The sequence below is a fragment of the Streptomyces thermocarboxydovorans genome, from assembly GCF_039524635.1.
In the GTDB taxonomy this organism is placed as follows: Bacteria; Actinomycetota; Actinomycetes; order Streptomycetales; family Streptomycetaceae; genus Streptomyces; species Streptomyces thermocarboxydovorans.
Genome location: NZ_BAAAGU010000096.1, coordinates 1 through 14,807 on the forward strand (window position 1 = coordinate 1; position 14,807 = coordinate 14,807).

13 protein-coding genes and 1 pseudogene are annotated in these 14,807 nt (G+C 71.8%); 7 read left to right on the forward strand and 7 right to left on the reverse strand.

Annotated elements, in window-relative coordinates:
- Positions 1–149 precede the first annotated feature (149 nt).
- The gene (locus ABD198_RS28975; protein WP_344007415.1) at positions 150–689 is read left to right on the forward strand and encodes a YbhB/YbcL family Raf kinase inhibitor-like protein; all 540 of its coding nucleotides are present in this window, start codon (positions 150–152) and stop codon (positions 687–689) included.
- 166 nt (positions 690–855) lie between these two features.
- Complete coding sequence (locus ABD198_RS28980; RefSeq protein ID WP_344007417.1) at positions 856–1,362, forward strand: HNH endonuclease; 507 nt, start codon at positions 856–858, stop codon at positions 1,360–1,362.
- Positions 1,363–1,462: 100 nt separating this feature from the next.
- Here ABD198_RS28980 and ABD198_RS28985 read toward each other — a convergent pair whose 3' ends face one another.
- The 3 genes from ABD198_RS28985 to ABD198_RS28995 form a co-directional block, all read right to left on the reverse strand.
- Positions 1,463–2,410, reverse strand: a complete 948-nt coding sequence (locus tag ABD198_RS28985; RefSeq protein WP_344007420.1) for an SPFH domain-containing protein — start codon at positions 2,408–2,410, stop codon at positions 1,463–1,465.
- A 133-nt stretch (positions 2,411–2,543) separates the two neighbouring features.
- The gene (locus ABD198_RS28990) at positions 2,544–2,975 is read right to left on the reverse strand and encodes an NfeD family protein (protein WP_344007422.1); all 432 of its coding nucleotides are present in this window, start codon (positions 2,973–2,975) and stop codon (positions 2,544–2,546) included.
- Positions 2,976–3,070: 95 nt separating this feature from the next.
- Entirely contained in the window at positions 3,071–3,862 is a 792-nt protein-coding gene (locus ABD198_RS28995) for an ABC transporter ATP-binding protein (protein ID WP_167991247.1), read from the reverse strand.
- 162 nt (positions 3,863–4,024) lie between these two features.
- Here ABD198_RS28995 and ABD198_RS29000 point away from each other — a divergent pair, with 162 nt between their 5' ends.
- Positions 4,025–4,813: a hypothetical protein gene (locus tag ABD198_RS29000; RefSeq protein WP_344007425.1), complete on the forward strand. Its 789-nt coding sequence runs from the start codon at positions 4,025–4,027 to the stop codon at positions 4,811–4,813.
- A gap of 107 nt (positions 4,814–4,920) precedes the next feature.
- Here the strand turns inward: ABD198_RS29000 and ABD198_RS29005 are convergent, their stop codons facing one another.
- The 3 genes from ABD198_RS29005 to ABD198_RS29015 form a co-directional block, all read right to left on the reverse strand.
- Positions 4,921–5,166 (reverse strand): chaplin, encoded by a 246-nt coding sequence (locus ABD198_RS29005; protein WP_344007428.1) that lies wholly within the window; start codon positions 5,164–5,166, stop codon positions 4,921–4,923.
- A 158-nt stretch (positions 5,167–5,324) separates the two neighbouring features.
- On the reverse strand, positions 5,325–5,966 hold the full coding sequence (locus tag ABD198_RS29010) for a response regulator (RefSeq protein ID WP_344007430.1): 642 nt from the start codon (positions 5,964–5,966) through the stop codon (positions 5,325–5,327).
- Positions 5,959–7,104 (reverse strand): GAF domain-containing sensor histidine kinase, encoded by a 1,146-nt coding sequence (locus ABD198_RS29015; RefSeq protein ID WP_344007432.1) that lies wholly within the window; start codon positions 7,102–7,104, stop codon positions 5,959–5,961. Before ABD198_RS29015 ends, ABD198_RS29010 begins: the two co-directional genes overlap by 8 nt.
- A 255-nt stretch (positions 7,105–7,359) precedes the next feature.
- On the opposite strand from ABD198_RS29015, the gene ABD198_RS29020 reads away from it, so the two are divergent.
- From ABD198_RS29020 to ABD198_RS29030, 3 genes are all read left to right on the forward strand, one after another.
- Entirely contained in the window at positions 7,360–8,058 is a 699-nt protein-coding gene (locus tag ABD198_RS29020; RefSeq protein ID WP_344007434.1) for an SDR family NAD(P)-dependent oxidoreductase, read from the forward strand.
- A complete protein-coding gene (locus ABD198_RS29025) occupies positions 8,055–9,128 on the forward strand; it encodes an S-adenosylmethionine:tRNA ribosyltransferase-isomerase (protein WP_344007436.1) in 1,074 nt (357 codons plus the stop codon). Before ABD198_RS29020 ends, ABD198_RS29025 begins: the two co-directional genes overlap by 4 nt.
- Positions 9,129–9,569: 441 nt before the next feature.
- A complete protein-coding gene (locus ABD198_RS29030) occupies positions 9,570–10,310 on the forward strand; it encodes a transglycosylase SLT domain-containing protein (protein WP_344007438.1) in 741 nt (246 codons plus the stop codon).
- A 117-nt stretch (positions 10,311–10,427) separates the two neighbouring features.
- On the opposite strand, the gene ABD198_RS29035 is transcribed toward ABD198_RS29030, so the two are convergent.
- Positions 10,428–12,989, reverse strand: a complete 2,562-nt coding sequence (locus ABD198_RS29035) for an ABC transporter ATP-binding protein/permease (protein ID WP_344007440.1) — start codon at positions 12,987–12,989, stop codon at positions 10,428–10,430.
- Between the two features lie 241 nt (positions 12,990–13,230).
- Between ABD198_RS29035 and ABD198_RS29040 the strand changes: the two are divergent.
- Positions 13,231–14,757 (forward strand): annotated as a pseudogene (locus ABD198_RS29040) (streptophobe family protein); the annotation flags it as partial.
- Positions 14,758–14,807 lie beyond the last annotated feature (50 nt).

The window sequence follows — 14,807 nt, forward strand, 5'->3', positions numbered from 1 at the left end:
CAAGGCGGAGGAGGGTTGCCGATGCGGAGCATCGGCAACCGACGACAACGCCGCAGATGTGCGTGCCAGACCCCGCGTCCGCGGGCTGATCCAAACGACAGGCTCTAGGCTCGGATACGGACCGACGAATCCGATCAGGAGGTACCGAGGTGACCGAGCTCAAGCGGCGGCCACTCCCCCACGACTTCCATCCGCCCGTGCCGTCGTTCACGGTGAAGAGCGAGGACGTCGAGCACGGTGGCACGCTCAAGGACGCTCAGGTCCACGCGGCCGGCAACACCTCGCCGCACCTGCGGTGGGAGGGGTTCCCGCCCGAGACCAAGAGCTTCGCCGTGACCTGCTACGACCCGGACGCCCCGACGGGCAGCGGGTTCTGGCACTGGGTGCTGTTCGACATCCCGGCCTCGGTGACGGAGCTGCCGGCGGGTGCGGGCAACCCCCCGTTCGAGGGACTGCCCGAGGGCGCGGTGCACGCGCGCAACGACTACGGCACCAAGGACTTCGGCGGCGCCGCTCCGCCGCCCGGGGACGGGCCGCACCGGTATGTGTTCACGGTGTACGCCGTGGACAAGGAGAAGCTCGGCCTGGACTCGGACGCGACACCTGCCGCGGTGGGCTTCAACCTGCGGTTCCACACGCTGGCGCGGGCTCATCTGATCGCTGAGTACGAGGTGCCCGCCGAGGACTGAGCCGCCGTTGGTGAAGCCGGGCGTTCATGGAACGTTTGCCCGCCCCTGGTCATGGAATTGACCAGGGGCGGGCATTTTTTTATTGCGTTGTCCATCCCGGCGCGCCCGGCCAGAGTTGATCCCAGCCCGCCAGGGGGTGGGCCGATGCACATGGGAGGTGGGCTGGATGCGTGACACGCTGGTGCTGAATGCGAGCTTCGAGCCGCTGTCGACGGTGACGTTGAACCGAGCCGTCGTTCTGGTGCTGCAGGACAAGGCGGTCGTCGAGCAGGCCCACCCCGAACTGCGCATGCGCGGAGCCGAGGTGGACATACCGGCGCCCCGGGTGATCAGGCTGTGCAGATACGTACGGGTGCCGTTCCGAAGACAAGCGCCGTGGTCGCGGCGGGGTGTCCTGGTTCGGGACCGGCACCGGTGCGCGTACTGCGGCCGGCGGGCCACCACGGTGGACCATGTGGTGCCTCGGTCGCAGGGAGGCCAGGACACCTGGCTGAACACGGTGGCCTCGTGCGCGGAGGACAATCACCGCAAGGCGAACCGGACGCCGGAGCAGGCGGGGATGCCGCTGCTGCGGCAGCCGTTCGAGCCCACGCCCGCCGATGCGATGCTGCTGGCTCTGGGGGCCGAGGAGTTCGCGGCGCTGCCGGACTGGCTGGTGCGGGAGGCGGCGTAGGGCCCGGCATTTCCTCCAGTACGCGGGCGCAGGTGCCCTGACGCGCGGTTCCCCGCGCCCCTGTTGGGGGTGCGGGGAACCGTCGTTTGCGCAGGGGTACTCAGTCGATGGTCGGCTTCTCGCGGCGCTCCTGCGGGGGGACGCCGGGGGTCGCGGAGCCGGAGTTGCCGTGGGACGGGCCGAAGTTGCCGATGGCGCCGGAGAGGCCCTTGAGGGCGTCGCCGATCTCGCTGGGGACGATCCAGAGCTTGTTGGCGTCGCCCTCGGCGATCTTGGGGAGCATCTGGAGGTACTGGTAGCTGAGGAGCTTCTGGTCGGGGTCGCCGGCGTGGATGGACTCGAAGACGGTGCGGATGGCCTGGGCCTCGCCCTCGGCGCGCAGCGCGGCCGCCTTGGCCTCACCCTCGGCGCGCAGGATCTGGGACTGCTTCTCGCCCTCGGCGCGCAGGATCTCGGACTGGCGGACACCCTCGGCCTGGAGGATCGCGGCGCGCTTGTCACGGTCGGCGCGCATCTGCTTCTCCATCGAGTCCTGGATGGAGGTGGGCGGTTCGATCGCCTTGAGCTCGACGCGGTTGACGCGGATGCCCCACTTGCCGGTGGCCTCGTCGAGGACGCCGCGCAGGGCCGCGTTGATCTCCTCGCGGGAGGTGAGGGTGCGCTCCAGGTCCATGCCGCCGATGATGTTGCGGAGCGTGGTGACCGTGAGCTGCTCGATGGCCTGGATGTAGCTGGCGACCTCGTAGGTGGCGGCGCGGGCGTCGGTGACCTGGTAGTAGATGACGGTGTCGATGTTGACGACCAGGTTGTCCTGGGTGATCACCGGCTGGGGCGGGAACGGGACGACCTGTTCGCGCAGGTCGATCCGGTTGCGGATGGTGTCGATGAACGGGACGACGATGTTGAGGCCCGCGTTGAGTGTCCGTGTGTAGCGGCCGAAGCGCTCGACGATGGCCGCGCTGGCCTGCGGAATGACTTGGATCGTCTTGATCAGGGCGATGAAGACCAACACCACCAGGATGATCAGGACGATGATGATCGGTTCCATCGTCGGTTCCCCGTACCCTTCTTCGCCTCGGCGCCTTCGACAGATCTTAGGGGTCGTGAAGATCTTGCTGGTCGCAGTCTGACAGACCGTCGTACGACTCGGGGGCAGTTCGGTCCAGTTGCGTCGTGCGAGGTCACATGACGATCGCTGTGGCTCCCTCGATGTCCACGACGTCGACTTCCTGGCCTACTTCGTAGGTGCGGGCGGCGTCGAGGGCGCGGGCGGACCAGACCTCGCCGGCGAGCTTGATCCGGCCGCCGGAGGCATCGACGCGTTCCAGGACGACGGCCTGTTTGCCCTTCAGGGCGTCGACTCCGGTGGCGAGTTGGGGTCGCTGGGCCCGGTGTCTGCTGGCGATGGGCCGTACGACGGCGATGAGGGCGGTCGAGACGACGGCGAAGACCACGACCTGGGCGACGGCACCACCGCCGAAGAAGCCGGAGGTCACCGCCGCGGCGACGGCACCCACCGCGAGCATGCCCAGTTCTGGCATCGCGGTGATCACCAGAGCGATGCCGAGCGCTGCCGCGCCGATCAGCCACCACAGCCATGCGTCGATGTCCACAAGGGCATGGTAGGTCCGCGCACCCGGTCGCGGACAGGGCGCCGATCAGTTTGAACGGCCTTCGGCCGCCGGGAATTGAGAGATCGTCGGGCGGTTCAGCCCATCGGCAGGCCCTGGGCGGTCCAGCGGTCGCCGACCTGTTCGACGACGAGCGGGAGGCCGAAGCAGAGGGAGAGGTTGCGGGAGGTGAGTTCCAGCTCCAGCGGGCCGGCGGCGAGGACCTTGCCCTGGCGGATCATCAGGACGTGGGTGAAGCCGGGGGCGATCTCCTCGACATGGTGGGTGACCATGATCATGGAGGGGGCGATCGGGTCCCGGGCCAGGCGGCCGAGGCGGCGCACCAGGTCCTCGCGGCCGCCGAGGTCGAGGCCGGCGGCAGGCTCGTCGAGGAGCAGCAGCTCGGGGTCGGTCATCAGGGCGCGGGCGATGAGGGTGCGCTTGCGCTCACCCTCGGAGAGGGTGCCGAACTTGCGGTCGAGGTAGGCGCTCATGCCGAGGCGGTCGAGGAAGGCGCGGGCTCGCTGCTCGTCGATGTCCTCGTAGTCCTCCTGCCAGCCGGCGGTCATGCCGTAGGCGGCGGTGAGCACGGTCTGCAGGACGGTCTGGCTCTTGGGGAGCTTCTCGGCCATGGCGATGCCGGCCATGCCGATGCGGGGGCGCAGCTCGAAGACGTCGACCTTGCCGAGGGTCTCGCCGAGGATGGTGGCGGTGCCCTTGCTGGGGAAGAGGTAGCTGGACGCGATGTTGAGCAGGGTGGTCTTGCCGGCTCCGTTGGGGCCGAGGATGACCCAGCGCTCGCCCTCCTTGACCGACCAGGAGACCTGGTCCACCAGAGCCCGGCCCTCGCGGACCACGGATACGTCCTGAAGCTCCAGAACATCGCTCATGAGCGCGTTGTCTCCCCTTGCAGTGTGGCCGGTCTCGGCTGTCGTGTTCGCCTGCGGGCTCGGTCCGCCGCGCCGGTGGGCGCAGCCCTCCATGAAATCTACGCCACCGGTCGGCCCGGGCATTCCCTCGGTCCGGTCCTTGGCGCTGTCTAGGGTGGGTGCATGCTCTGGGAACCGCGCTCTGGACGCCTGGCCGCTTGGGGAAATGCCCTTCTTGCCGGATTTGTCTCACCGGACGACGCCGTGATCGCCATCGTGGGCGAGGACGCGGTGCACCGGGTCGAGGGGCTGCCGGGAGAGCAGGCTCCGGTGGGGCTCACTCTTGCGCTGGGCCGGCTGCGGGCGCTGGGGGTGACCGGGCTGCGGGTGGCGCTGCCCGCGCCGGGGCATCCGCTGGGGCTGAGCGGGCCGCCGGAGTTCAACGCGCGGGCGCTTCAGGCCGGGGAGGCGGTGGTCTGCCACGGGGCGGCGTTCGGTCTGGTGCCGGAGGTGTCCGAGGCGGGGCCGGAGGGTGATGTGCACGCCGAGGTGGTGTGGCACTGCCTGCCGGTGCGGGACGCGCCGCCGGCCGATGTGCCGTCGCTGGGTGAGGCGGAGCGTGAGCTGGCGGAGGCGCTGCGGGAGGCGACGGAGGCGCTGACGCGGCTGGACGTGGCGGCGTCGGGGCCGGTGGCCGAGGCGGCGATCGACGCCTACCGGGCGCGGGCGGAGCAGGGGCGCGAGGTGCTGGCGCCGGGGTATCCGCCGCGGGCGGCGCGGGTGCTGCAGCTGGCGCAGCGGGTGGGGGCGCTGATCTCGCTGGCGGGGGCGAACGGGCACGGGGGCGCGGTGAGCGCCTCCGCGATGGCGGCGCGGATTGCCGCGCTGCGGCCGGTGGAGCGGACGGCGCGGCGGGCGCAGGTCGCGGCCTACAACTCCATGGTGGAGGAGCGGGAGCGGGGGAAGCGGTGAGCGCTCCTCGGGGAGGAGCGCGCTTCTGGCTGGGGAGGCCGAGAACGTGACCGCCCGGCCTCCCGGTGTGGGGCCGGGAGGCGGGGCGAGTGGTCCGGTGCGGTGCGTCAGTCGTTGACGGCCACGTTGCCGAAGGCCGGGTTGAGCAGGCCGATGACGTTGACGCTGTTGCCGGAGACGTTGACCGGTACGTCGACCGGGACCTGGACGACGTTGCCCGAGACGACGCCCGGGGAGCCCACGGCCGTGCCGTCGGCGTGGGCGCCTTCGGTCGCCGAGGCCATGCCCGTACCGGCGGCGAGCAGGCCACCGGCCAGCATCGTCACGGCCGCTGCCTTCTTCAGGTTCTTCACTTTCCAAGCCCTCCTTGCGGTGACCGCGGCAAGGCGCCGCGGTCTGCACTGGGAACGGCTCGGGGCATGCGAAGGGTGCGCCGTTCGGGGGACATTCCCACGACGGTATGAATCTCGGACCGGACGGGAACCTTCCGGCCGGGCGCGGGCGTCCGGGGTCAGCCGGTGAGTCCGTGGCGCACGGCCCACAGGGCGGCCTGGGTGCGGTCCGCCAGGTCGAGCTTCATCAGGATGTTCGACACATGGGTCTTCACGGTCTTCTCGGAGAGCACCAGGGCCCGGGCGATCTCCCGGTTGGAGCGGCCGTCCGCGATGAGGCCCAGCACCTCGCGCTCCCGTTCGGTGAGCGAGCCTCCGCGGCCCTGCCCGGGGGTGTTCTCCTCCTGGGCGAGCAGGGCGCCGGCGACCTCGGGCTGGAGCAGCACATGGCCCGCGTGCACGGAGCGGATGGCGCCGGCCAGGGCGTCGGGGTCGACGTCCTTGTAGAGGTAGCCGGCGGCGCCCGCGCGCAGGGCGGGCACGACGGTGCGCTGTTCGGTGAAGCTGGTGACGATCAGCACCCGGGCGGGGTGGCCGAGTTCGCGCAGCCGCCGCAGCGCCTCCACGCCGTCCATGCCCGGCATCTTCACGTCCATGAGGATGACGTCGGGCCGCAGGCGCTCGGCGAGGTCGACCCCCTCGGCGCCGTCCGCGGCCTCGCCGACGACCTCGATGTCGTCCTGCACCTCGAGGAAGGTGCGCAGCCCCCGGCGCACCACCTGGTGGTCGTCGACCAGCAGCACTTTGATCGGGTCAGCCACCGGGGACCTCCATCTCGATCGTGGTGCCCTTGCCGGGCGCCGACTCCACGGTGAGGGTGCCGCCGACGCCGCTCGCCCGGTCCTGCATGGAGACCAGGCCCAGATGGCGTCCGGCGCGGCGGATGGTCCGCGGCTCGAAGCCGCGGCCGTCGTCGGTGACCCGCAGGACGGCTCCGCCGCCCCGTCGGTCCAGGGTGACCTCGACGTGTTCCGCGCCCGAGTGGCGCAGCGCGTTGTGCAGGGCCTCCTGGGCGACGCGGAGCATCGCCTCCTCCTGGGCCGCGGGCAGGGCGCGCACGCCGTGGCTCGCGAAGGTCACCCGCGCGCTGTGCGCCCGGTCGAGGACCTGGACCTGGGTGCGCAGGGTGGCGACCAGTCCGTCCTCGTCGAGGGCGGCGGGGCGCAGTTCGACCACCGCGGCGCGCAGTTCGTCGGCGGCCTCGGCGGCGAGGGCGGCGACCTGCTGGAGTTCGCCCTTGGCGCGGGCCGGGTCGCGGTCCACCAGGCGGGCGGCGGCCTGGGCGGTCAGGCGCAGGGAGAAGAGCTTCTGGCTGACCGCGTCGTGGAGTTCGTGGGCCAGGCGGGAGCGTTCCTCGACGATGGTCAGTTCGCGGCTGCGTTCGTAGAGGCTGGCGTTGGTGAGGGCGATCGCGGCGTGCTGGGCGAGGATGCCGAGCAGTTCCTCGTCGTCCTCGGTGAAGCCGCAGGTGCCTTCCGGCTTGGGGCAGTTCTTGTTGGCGAGGAAGAGCGCGCCGATGACCTCGTCGCCGTCGCGGACGGGCAGGCCCAGGAAGTCGACGAGGTCGGGGTGGGCGCTCGGCCAGCCCTCGAAGCGGGGGTCCTTGCGGACGTCGGCGAGGCGCTCGGACCTGGCCTCGTGCAGCATCGAGGCGAGGATGCCGTGCTGGCGCGGCAGCGGGCCGATGGCCTTCCACTGCTCGTCGCTGACGCCGTCGACCACGAACTGGGCGAAGCCGCCGTGGTCGTCGGGGACGCCGAGGGCGGCGTACTGCGCGTCGAGCAGCTCGCGGGCCGAGGCGACGATCGTCTTGAGGACGTCGCGCACCTCGAGATGCCTGCTCATGGCCAGCAGCGCGGAGCTCACCGCGGCGAGGCCGGACCGGGGGCCGTGGCTCATGTGCTCACCGTACCGGCGGCCGCGGGCGGGCGGATCGGACGGGCGGGGGCGCTGAACTGCGACGGAAGTCCTAGGGCTGTGGTCCGGGGGCCGGTGGGCGTAGGCCGAAGGGACCCGGGTGATCACGTCCCTGGCCCGAGGCCGGTGTCAGGGGCCGCTCCTAGGTTGAGGGGCACGCCGGTCCGGTGGCAGCGATCGGGCGGCGTTCGACGACGAGCGTTTCCCCGACGCGTTTCCTCGACAAGGGGGCAGGTCATGCCGGTTGCGATCATCACGGGTGCTTCGAAGGGGCTGGGTTTCGCGCTCGCCGAGGCGCTGGCGGGGCGGGGCTGGGACCTGGTGCTGGACGCGCGGGATCCGGTGCCGCTGGCGGAGGCGTCCGGGCTGCTGTCGTCGCACGGCGCGCGGGTGACGGCGCTGCCCGGGGACGTCACGGACGCCGGGCACCGCACCGAGCTGGTGGCGGCGGCCCGGGAGTACGGCGGGGTCGATCTGCTGGTGCACAACGCCAGCGCGCTGGGCGCCGAGCCGCTGGTGCGGCTGGAGGAGCTGGAGCTGGACGGGCTGCGGCGGGCGCTGGAGGTGAACCTGGTGGCGGCGCTGGGGCTGGCGCAGGAGGCGCTGCCGCTGCTGCGGGCCGCTCAGGCGGGCACGGTGATCACCGTGAGCTCCGACGCCGGGTGTGAGGCGTATCCCACCTGGGGCGGCTACGGGGCGTCCAAGGCGGCCCTGGACCAGCTGGCCGCGGTGCTGGCGGTGGAGGAGCCCGGGCTGCGGGTCTGGGCGGTGGACCCCGGCGACATGGCCACGGACCTTTATGCGGCGGCGGTGCCGGACGACGACGGTCCGCGGCCGGATCCGGCCACCGTGGCGCCGGCCTTCCTGCGGCTGCTGGACGAGCGTCCGGCGAGCGGGCGCTACGCGGCCCCGGCGCTGCTGAAGGAGCGGGTGTGACCGCGGCGGTGAAGGTGCCGGAGGGAGCGCCGGCCCGGCTGCCGGTGGAGCAGCGGGGGCCGGGCCTGGACCGGGACGCGGTGCGGCTGCTGGTCTCCCGCGGTCCGGCGGTGTCGCATCACGCCTTCCGGGAGTTGCCGCGGCTGCTGCGGGCCGGTGATCTGCTGGTGGTGAACACCTCCCCCACGCTGGCGGCGGCCGTGGACGGCCGGCTGGGGCGGGCTGCGGTGGTGGTGCACTTCTCCACCCGGGGCGACGACGGCCGGTGGGCGGTCGAGCTGCGCGAGCCGGACGGGCGCGGCACCACCCGCGCGCGTGCGGGCGCGCGTGCGGGAGCAGAGGTGCGGCTGCCCGGCGGTGCGCGGCTGGTGCTGCAGGAGCCGTTGGACGCGCGCGGTGAGCGGCTGTGGTGGGCCGCGGTGACGGGTGCGGAGGTCCTGGAGGTGCTGCGGCGGCACGGGCGGCCCATCCGGTACGCGTACACGGAGCGGGACCAGCCGCTGTCGGCGTACCAGACGGTGTTCGCGGTGCCGTCGCCGGACGGGGCGGGCAGTGCGGAGATGCCGAGCGCGGGGCGTCCGTTCACCGCGCGGCTGGTGGCGGAGCTGGTGAGCCGGGGGGTGCAGTTCGCTCCGGTGACCCTGCACACCGGGGTGGCCTCGGCGGAGGCGCACGAGCCGCCGTATCCGGAGCGCTTCGAGGTGCCGGAGGCGTCGGCGCGGCTGGTCAACGCCGTGCGGGCGCACCGGGCGGGGCCGCGGGGCTCCGGTCGCGGCGGGGGCCGGGTGATCGCGGTCGGGACGACGGCGGTGCGGGCGGTCGAGTCGGCGGCGGGTCCCGACGGGGTGGTGCGGGCCCGTGCGGGGTGGACGGATCTGGTGGTGACCCCTCAGCGGGGTGTGCGGGTGGTGGACGGGCTGCTGACCGGTCTGCACGAGCCGGCGGCCTCGCATCTGCTGATGCTGGAGGCGGTCGCCGGGCGGGAGGCGCTGGACCGCGGATACGAGGCGGCGGTGGACGGCCGCTATCTGTGGCACGAGTTCGGGGACCTGCACCTGCTGCTGCCGTGACCGGAACCCGCCCTCGCACAGCCCCCTCGCACAGCCCCCTCGTACAGCCCCCGCACGGCTCTCGTACAGCCCCCGCACGGCCGTCGCACAGGCCCCGCACAGCTCCTCACACAGTGCATTGCTGGCGCAACTGCCAGTCAGAAGGAGGGGTGGCCGATGTGAGGCCGCGCATAGGGCGCACATCACGTACGAAGGGGAGTAGGAGAGGCACATCACCTATGTGAGCGGCCCGTACCGCCCTGTCTGCCCGGTTTCGTCCCTACCTGATCCACTACCCGGCTTCGTACGTCACACCTTTGCCTGCCGATTTTGCGGCCGCTAAGAATGGCTGCCGTCGCTCAGCGCCGTGGGTTCACGCCCACGGCGTTCCTGTGCCGGAAGCACCACTGTCCCCACCGGACGCCGAGCGATCTCCGCGCTATTCGAAGAGGTCCATTTCTCATGTCCAAGCACATCCTCACTCGTGGCCATAGTCGTGCCCTGACCCGTCACCACAAGATCGCCGCTGCCGGTGTCGCCGCCCTCGGTGCCGTCGCCATCGGTTTCTCGGCGGTGCCGAGCACGGCGTCGACGAACACCACGAGCGAGGCCGCCGTGCCCACCGCGAAGGTGGCGTACAGCACCGAGCAGATCAAGGACGTCAAGGGCACCGTCACCGACCAGCTGGCCGGCGCCACCGTGAAGGCCGAGCAGATCGCGGCGAAGAAGCAGGCCGAGGCGAAGGCCAAGGCCGAGGCCGCCGCGAAGAAGGCCGCCGCCGAGAAGGCCGCCAAGGCCCGCGAGGCCAAGGAGGCCGCGAGCCGCGCCGCCAAGCGCGCCGAGGTGAAGGCCGAGGTGAAGAAGGACGCCCCGAAGTCCTACCCGAACAACCTGGACGGCTGGATCCGCGAGTCCCTCGCGATCATGAAGAAGCACGGCATCCCGGGCTCCTACGAGGGCATCAAGCGCAACATCATGCGTGAGTCCTCCGGCAACCCGAAGGCGATCAACCTCTGGGACATCAACGCCCAGAACGGCATCCCGTCCAAGGGCCTGCTGCAGGTGATCCCGCCGACGTTCAAGGCGTACCACGTGCCGGGCACCTCCTGGAACATCTACGACCCGGTCGCCAACATCACCGCCGCCTGCAACTACGCGGCGGACCGCTACGGCTCGATGGACAACGTCGACAGCGCGTACTGAGGTCGGCGCGGACCTCTTCTGCACGCTCGACGAGTCCCCTGATACGCCGAAGGGCGGCACCCTCCTGACGGGTGCCGCCCTTCGGGGCGTTCGCGGCCGCTCGCCGCGCAGGCGCCGTTACTTGCGCATGACCTCGGGCTCGTGGCGGCGCAGGAAGCGGGCCACGAAGAAGCCGCAGACCACGCCGATGGCGATGAGCGCGCCCATGTCCATCGCCCAGGCCCCGACCGTGTGCTCCCACAGCGGGTCGGTGTCGCCGGGCGTCTCCGGCGGGCTGATCTTGTTGAAGTCCAGCGTGGCACCGGCGGCCGCCACCGCCCAGCGCGAGGGCATCAGGAACGAGAACTGGTTGACGCCGATCGAGCCGTGCAGGGTGAACAGGCAGCCGGTGAAGACGACCTGGACGATCGCGAACATCACCAGCAGCGGCATGGTCTTCTCGGCGGTCTTCACCAGCGAGGAGATGATCAGGCCGAACATCATCGAGGTGAAGCCGAGCGCCATGATCGGCAGCGACAGCTCGATCAGGGTGGCGCCGCCGAGGACCAGGCCCTCCTCCGGGATCTCCCGGCTGGTGAAGCCGATCACACCGACCATCAGGCCCTGCAGCACGGTGATCATGCCGAGCACGAACACCTTGGACATCAGGTACGCCGAGCGGGACAGGCCGGTGGCGCGTTCCCGTTCGTAGATGACCCGTTCCTTGATCAGCTCACGCACGGAGTTGGCGGCGCCGGCGAAGCAGGCGCCGACCGCGAGGATCAGCAGCACCGTGGTCGCCGTGCCGTTCGGGATGATCCGGCCGGTCTGCGGGTTCGGCGGGTTGGGCAGCAGACCCTTGTCCGCGTCGATGAGCAGGCTGACCGCGCCGAGCACGGCGGGCAGGATCACCATCAGGGCGAGGAAGCCCTTGTCGGAGGCGATCACCGCCAGGTAGCGGCGCACCAGCGTGCCGAACTGCGACATCCAGCCCTGCGGCTTGGGCGGCTTCATCGCCTGCATCGCGGGGACCTGTACGGACTGCGGCGCCACCGCGTCGATGTCCGCGGCGTACATCTGGTAGTGCTGCGAGCCCTTCCAGCGGCCCGCCCAGTCGTAGTCGCGGTAGTTCTCGAAGGCGGAGAAGACGTCGGCCCAGCTGTCGTAGCCGAAGAAGTTCAGCGCCTCCTCGGGCGGGCCGAAGTAGGCCACGGAGCCGCCGGGCGCCATCACCAGCAGCTTGTCGCACAGGGCCAGCTCGGCCACCGAGTGGGTGACCACCAGCACCGTGCGGCCGTCGTCGGCGAGGCCGCGCAGCAGCTGCATCACATCGCGGTCCATGCCCGGGTCGAGGCCGGAGGTCGGCTCGTCCAGGAAGATCAGCGACGGCTTGGTGAGCAGCTCCAGGGCCACCGAGACGCGCTTGCGCTGGCCGCCGGAGAGGGAGGTGACCTTCTTCTCCTTGTGGATGTCCAGCTTCAGCTCGCGCAGCACCTCGTCTATGCGGGCCTCGCGCTCGGCGGCCGTGGTGTCGGCCGGGAAGCGCAGCTTGGCCGCGTACTTGAGGGCCTTCTTGACGGTCAGCTCCTTGTGCAGGATGTCGTCCTGCGGGACCAGACCGATGCGCTGGCGCAGCTCGGCGAACTGCTTGTAGAGGTTGCGGTTGTCGTACAGCACCTCGCCCTGGTTGGCGGGCCGGTAGCCGGTGAGTGCCTTGAGCAGCGTCGACTTGCCGGAGCCGGACGGGCCGATGACCGCGATCAGCGACTTCTCGGGGACGCCGAAGGAGACGTCCTTGAGGATCTGCTTGCCGCCGTCGACGGTGACCGTCAGATGCCGTGCGGAGAAGGACACCTCACCGGTGTCGACGAACTCCTCGAGCCGGTCGCCGACGATGCGGAACGTCGAGTGACCGACGCCGACGATGTCGGTCGGGCCGAGCAGCTGGGAGCCGCCCTTGGGGATCGGCTGGCCGTTGACGTAGGTGCCGTTGTGCGAGCCCAGGTCGCGGATCTCCATGCGGCCGTCGGGCGTCGAGTGGAACTCGGCGTGGTGCCGCGAGACCTGGAGGTCGGAGACGACCAGGTCGTTCTCCAGGGCACGGCCGATGCGCATCACGCGGCCGAGGGAGAACTGGTGGAACGTCGTCGGGCTGCGGTCGCCGTAGACCGGCGGCGCCCCCGCGCCACCACCGGGCCCCTGCTGCGGGATGTGCGGCGCCGACTGCTGCGGCACCGGCGGCTGCTGAGCCTGCTGCTGCCAGCCGGCGTGCTGGGCCGGCGGCTGCTGCACCGGGGCCTGCTGCGCGGGCGGCTGCTGCTGGGCGGGCGCCTGCTGGGCCCAGCCCGCGCTCTGCGCCGCGTACGGCTGCTGCTGCGGCTGTGCCTGCGGCGCGCCCACCTGTGCGCCGATCCCGACGAGCTTCACGCGCGGTCCGTCGGTGGCGTTGCCCAGGTTCAGTTCCGTGTCGGAGCTGAGCTCCAGGTGGTGGATCCGCTGACCCTGCACGAACGTGCCATTGGTGCTGCCGTGGTCCTCGATGACCCAACTGCGGCCGTTGAAGCTGATCGTGGCGTGACGCCAGGAGACCCTGGCGTCGTCCAGCACGACGTCGCCCTGCGGATCACGTCCGAGGGTGTAGGCCCTGGACGGATCGAGCGTCCAGGTCCGTCCATTCGATTCCAGTACGAGTTCAGGCACTCCATGCCCCACTGAGTTGTCCCCCGAGTTTCCCCCATCGCAGGGAGTCTAGGGATGTCGAACATCGGGGGGAACTATTTCAGGCTCGGCCCCCTGACCGAAAGTCGGGCCTAGTGAAGAGGCTGCCTGAGTGCCTCCACCACGTGTCGTTGACGGGGTGGAAACCGGCCCGGAGAGTGGTAAACCACGCGAGGGGGACATGCGCGGCCGCCTCGCCGCGCTGCGGATCGGGGGGTCTGCCATGAGTGGTGTCACGGGTACGTCGAACGCCGGGCGAGCGGAGGGCGGCACGCGGGTGCCGTGGGGCGACGTGGTGATGACCGCGGTGGCCGGAGTGAGCTGGGCGCTGATCGGCATGGCGGCGACCGCGGCGGCCGGACTGCACCTGCTCCAGGCGGACTCGGCGGGGTCGCTGGGGACGATGACCGCGGCGGTGGTCGCCCTGGCGGTCGGCGGCTCGGTCACCCCGTCCGGGGACGTGTCGGCCTTCGGGCTGTCCGGGGCGGAGGCGGAGACGGCCGTCGAGATCACGCCACTCGGGGTGAGCCTGGTGGGCGCGCTGCTGCTGGCGTTCTTCTTCCTGCGCTCGCTGCGGGCGGCGGGCGCCGTGGTGTCACCGGCCGAACTCCTGGCGCGTGCGGGGGCGATGGCCGGGCTGTCCGTGGCGATGACGGGCGGGCTGGTGTGGGCCGGGCAGGACGTCGTCACCCTCGACGGGAACGCGCTGGGCCTGGACGAACTGCCGGGCGGCGGCGACGGGGGCGGCATCGAGATCCCGGGGCTGGGTGACCTGGGTGACGGACTGGAGAGCCTGCTGCCGGACCGGATCGGGGATCTGGTGGAGGCACAGGCGGCGGTCGGGTTCACCGTGGACGCGGTGCCGACCCTGCTGGGCGGGCTCGGCTGGTCGGTGCTGGTGCTGGCGGTCGCGTTGCTGGCGTCCCGCCGTACGCCCCTGCCGCCCGGCTGGGACGGGGTGCACCGGGCGGTCCGTCCGGCGGTGTCGGCTCTGGTGACGGTGCTGCTGGTGGCGGTGGCGGCGGGGCTCGCGGCCGCCGCCTACGCGGCGATCGGCGACGACCATCCGCGGCGGATCGCCGGCGCGGCGCTGCTGGGCGCGCCCAACGGGGTGTGGCTGGGCGTCCCGCTGGGCCTGTTCGTGCCCGCCGACGGGCGGGCCTCGGGCGCGCTGCTCGGGGTCCTGCCGGACCCGCTGGACGACCTGCTCCGCGTCGGCACCGAGCAGCACATCACGCTGGCGCGGCTGGCCGAACTGGACGGCCGGGTGTGGCTGCTGGCGGTGGCGTCGGCCGTGCTGATGCTGCTGGCCGGCGTACTGGCGGGGGCGCGCACACCGGTGGGGGGCGCACAGGTGGGCATGGGCGCATTCGTGGTGCGGTGCGCGCTGCGGCTGGGGGCCTTCACGGCACTGGCCCTGCCCCTGCTGGTGTGGCTCACCGAGGTGTCCGCGAACGCCTCGCTCTCCGTGCTGGGCATCGACGCGTTCGGCGCCGGCATCGAACTGCGCGGACGGCCCGGCGTGGCCCTGCTCCTGGGCGCCGCGTGGGGCACGCTCGCCGGTGCGGCGGGGGCCTGGCTCACCTGGGTGTGCGGTGCGGCGGGGCGCCGGGCGGCGTCGTGGGGCCAGGGAAGCGGCGCCCTGGCGGCCGCTCCGGGCGGCGGGGGCCGGGACGTGGACCGGCTGCGCGAGTCCGGCCGGGCGGAGTGGGGCGCGGGCGGCGCGGCGTCCGGTGGCGACCGGCGTGGGGAGCGCCTACCCTGTAAGGCATGAGCAGCATCGACCGGAGCCAGTCAGCG

Coding starts and splice junctions, on each gene's coding strand:
- ABD198_RS28995 (WP_167991247.1), bottom strand. CDS start 3,862: ATGAGCGATGTTCTGGAGCTTCAGGACGTATCCGTGGTCCGCGAGGGC.
- ABD198_RS29015 (WP_344007432.1), bottom strand. CDS start 7,104: ATGAGCCACGGCCCCCGGTCCGGCCTCGCCGCGGTGAGCTCCGCGCTG.
- ABD198_RS28985 (WP_344007420.1), bottom strand. CDS start 2,410: ATGGAACCGATCATCATCGTCCTGATCATCCTGGTGGTGTTGGTCTTC.
- ABD198_RS29030 (WP_344007438.1), top strand. CDS start 9,570: ATGTCCAAGCACATCCTCACTCGTGGCCATAGTCGTGCCCTGACCCGT.
- ABD198_RS29000 (WP_344007425.1), top strand. CDS start 4,025: ATGCTCTGGGAACCGCGCTCTGGACGCCTGGCCGCTTGGGGAAATGCC.
- ABD198_RS29020 (WP_344007434.1), top strand. CDS start 7,360: ATGCCGGTTGCGATCATCACGGGTGCTTCGAAGGGGCTGGGTTTCGCG.
- ABD198_RS28980 (WP_344007417.1), top strand. CDS start 856: ATGCGTGACACGCTGGTGCTGAATGCGAGCTTCGAGCCGCTGTCGACG.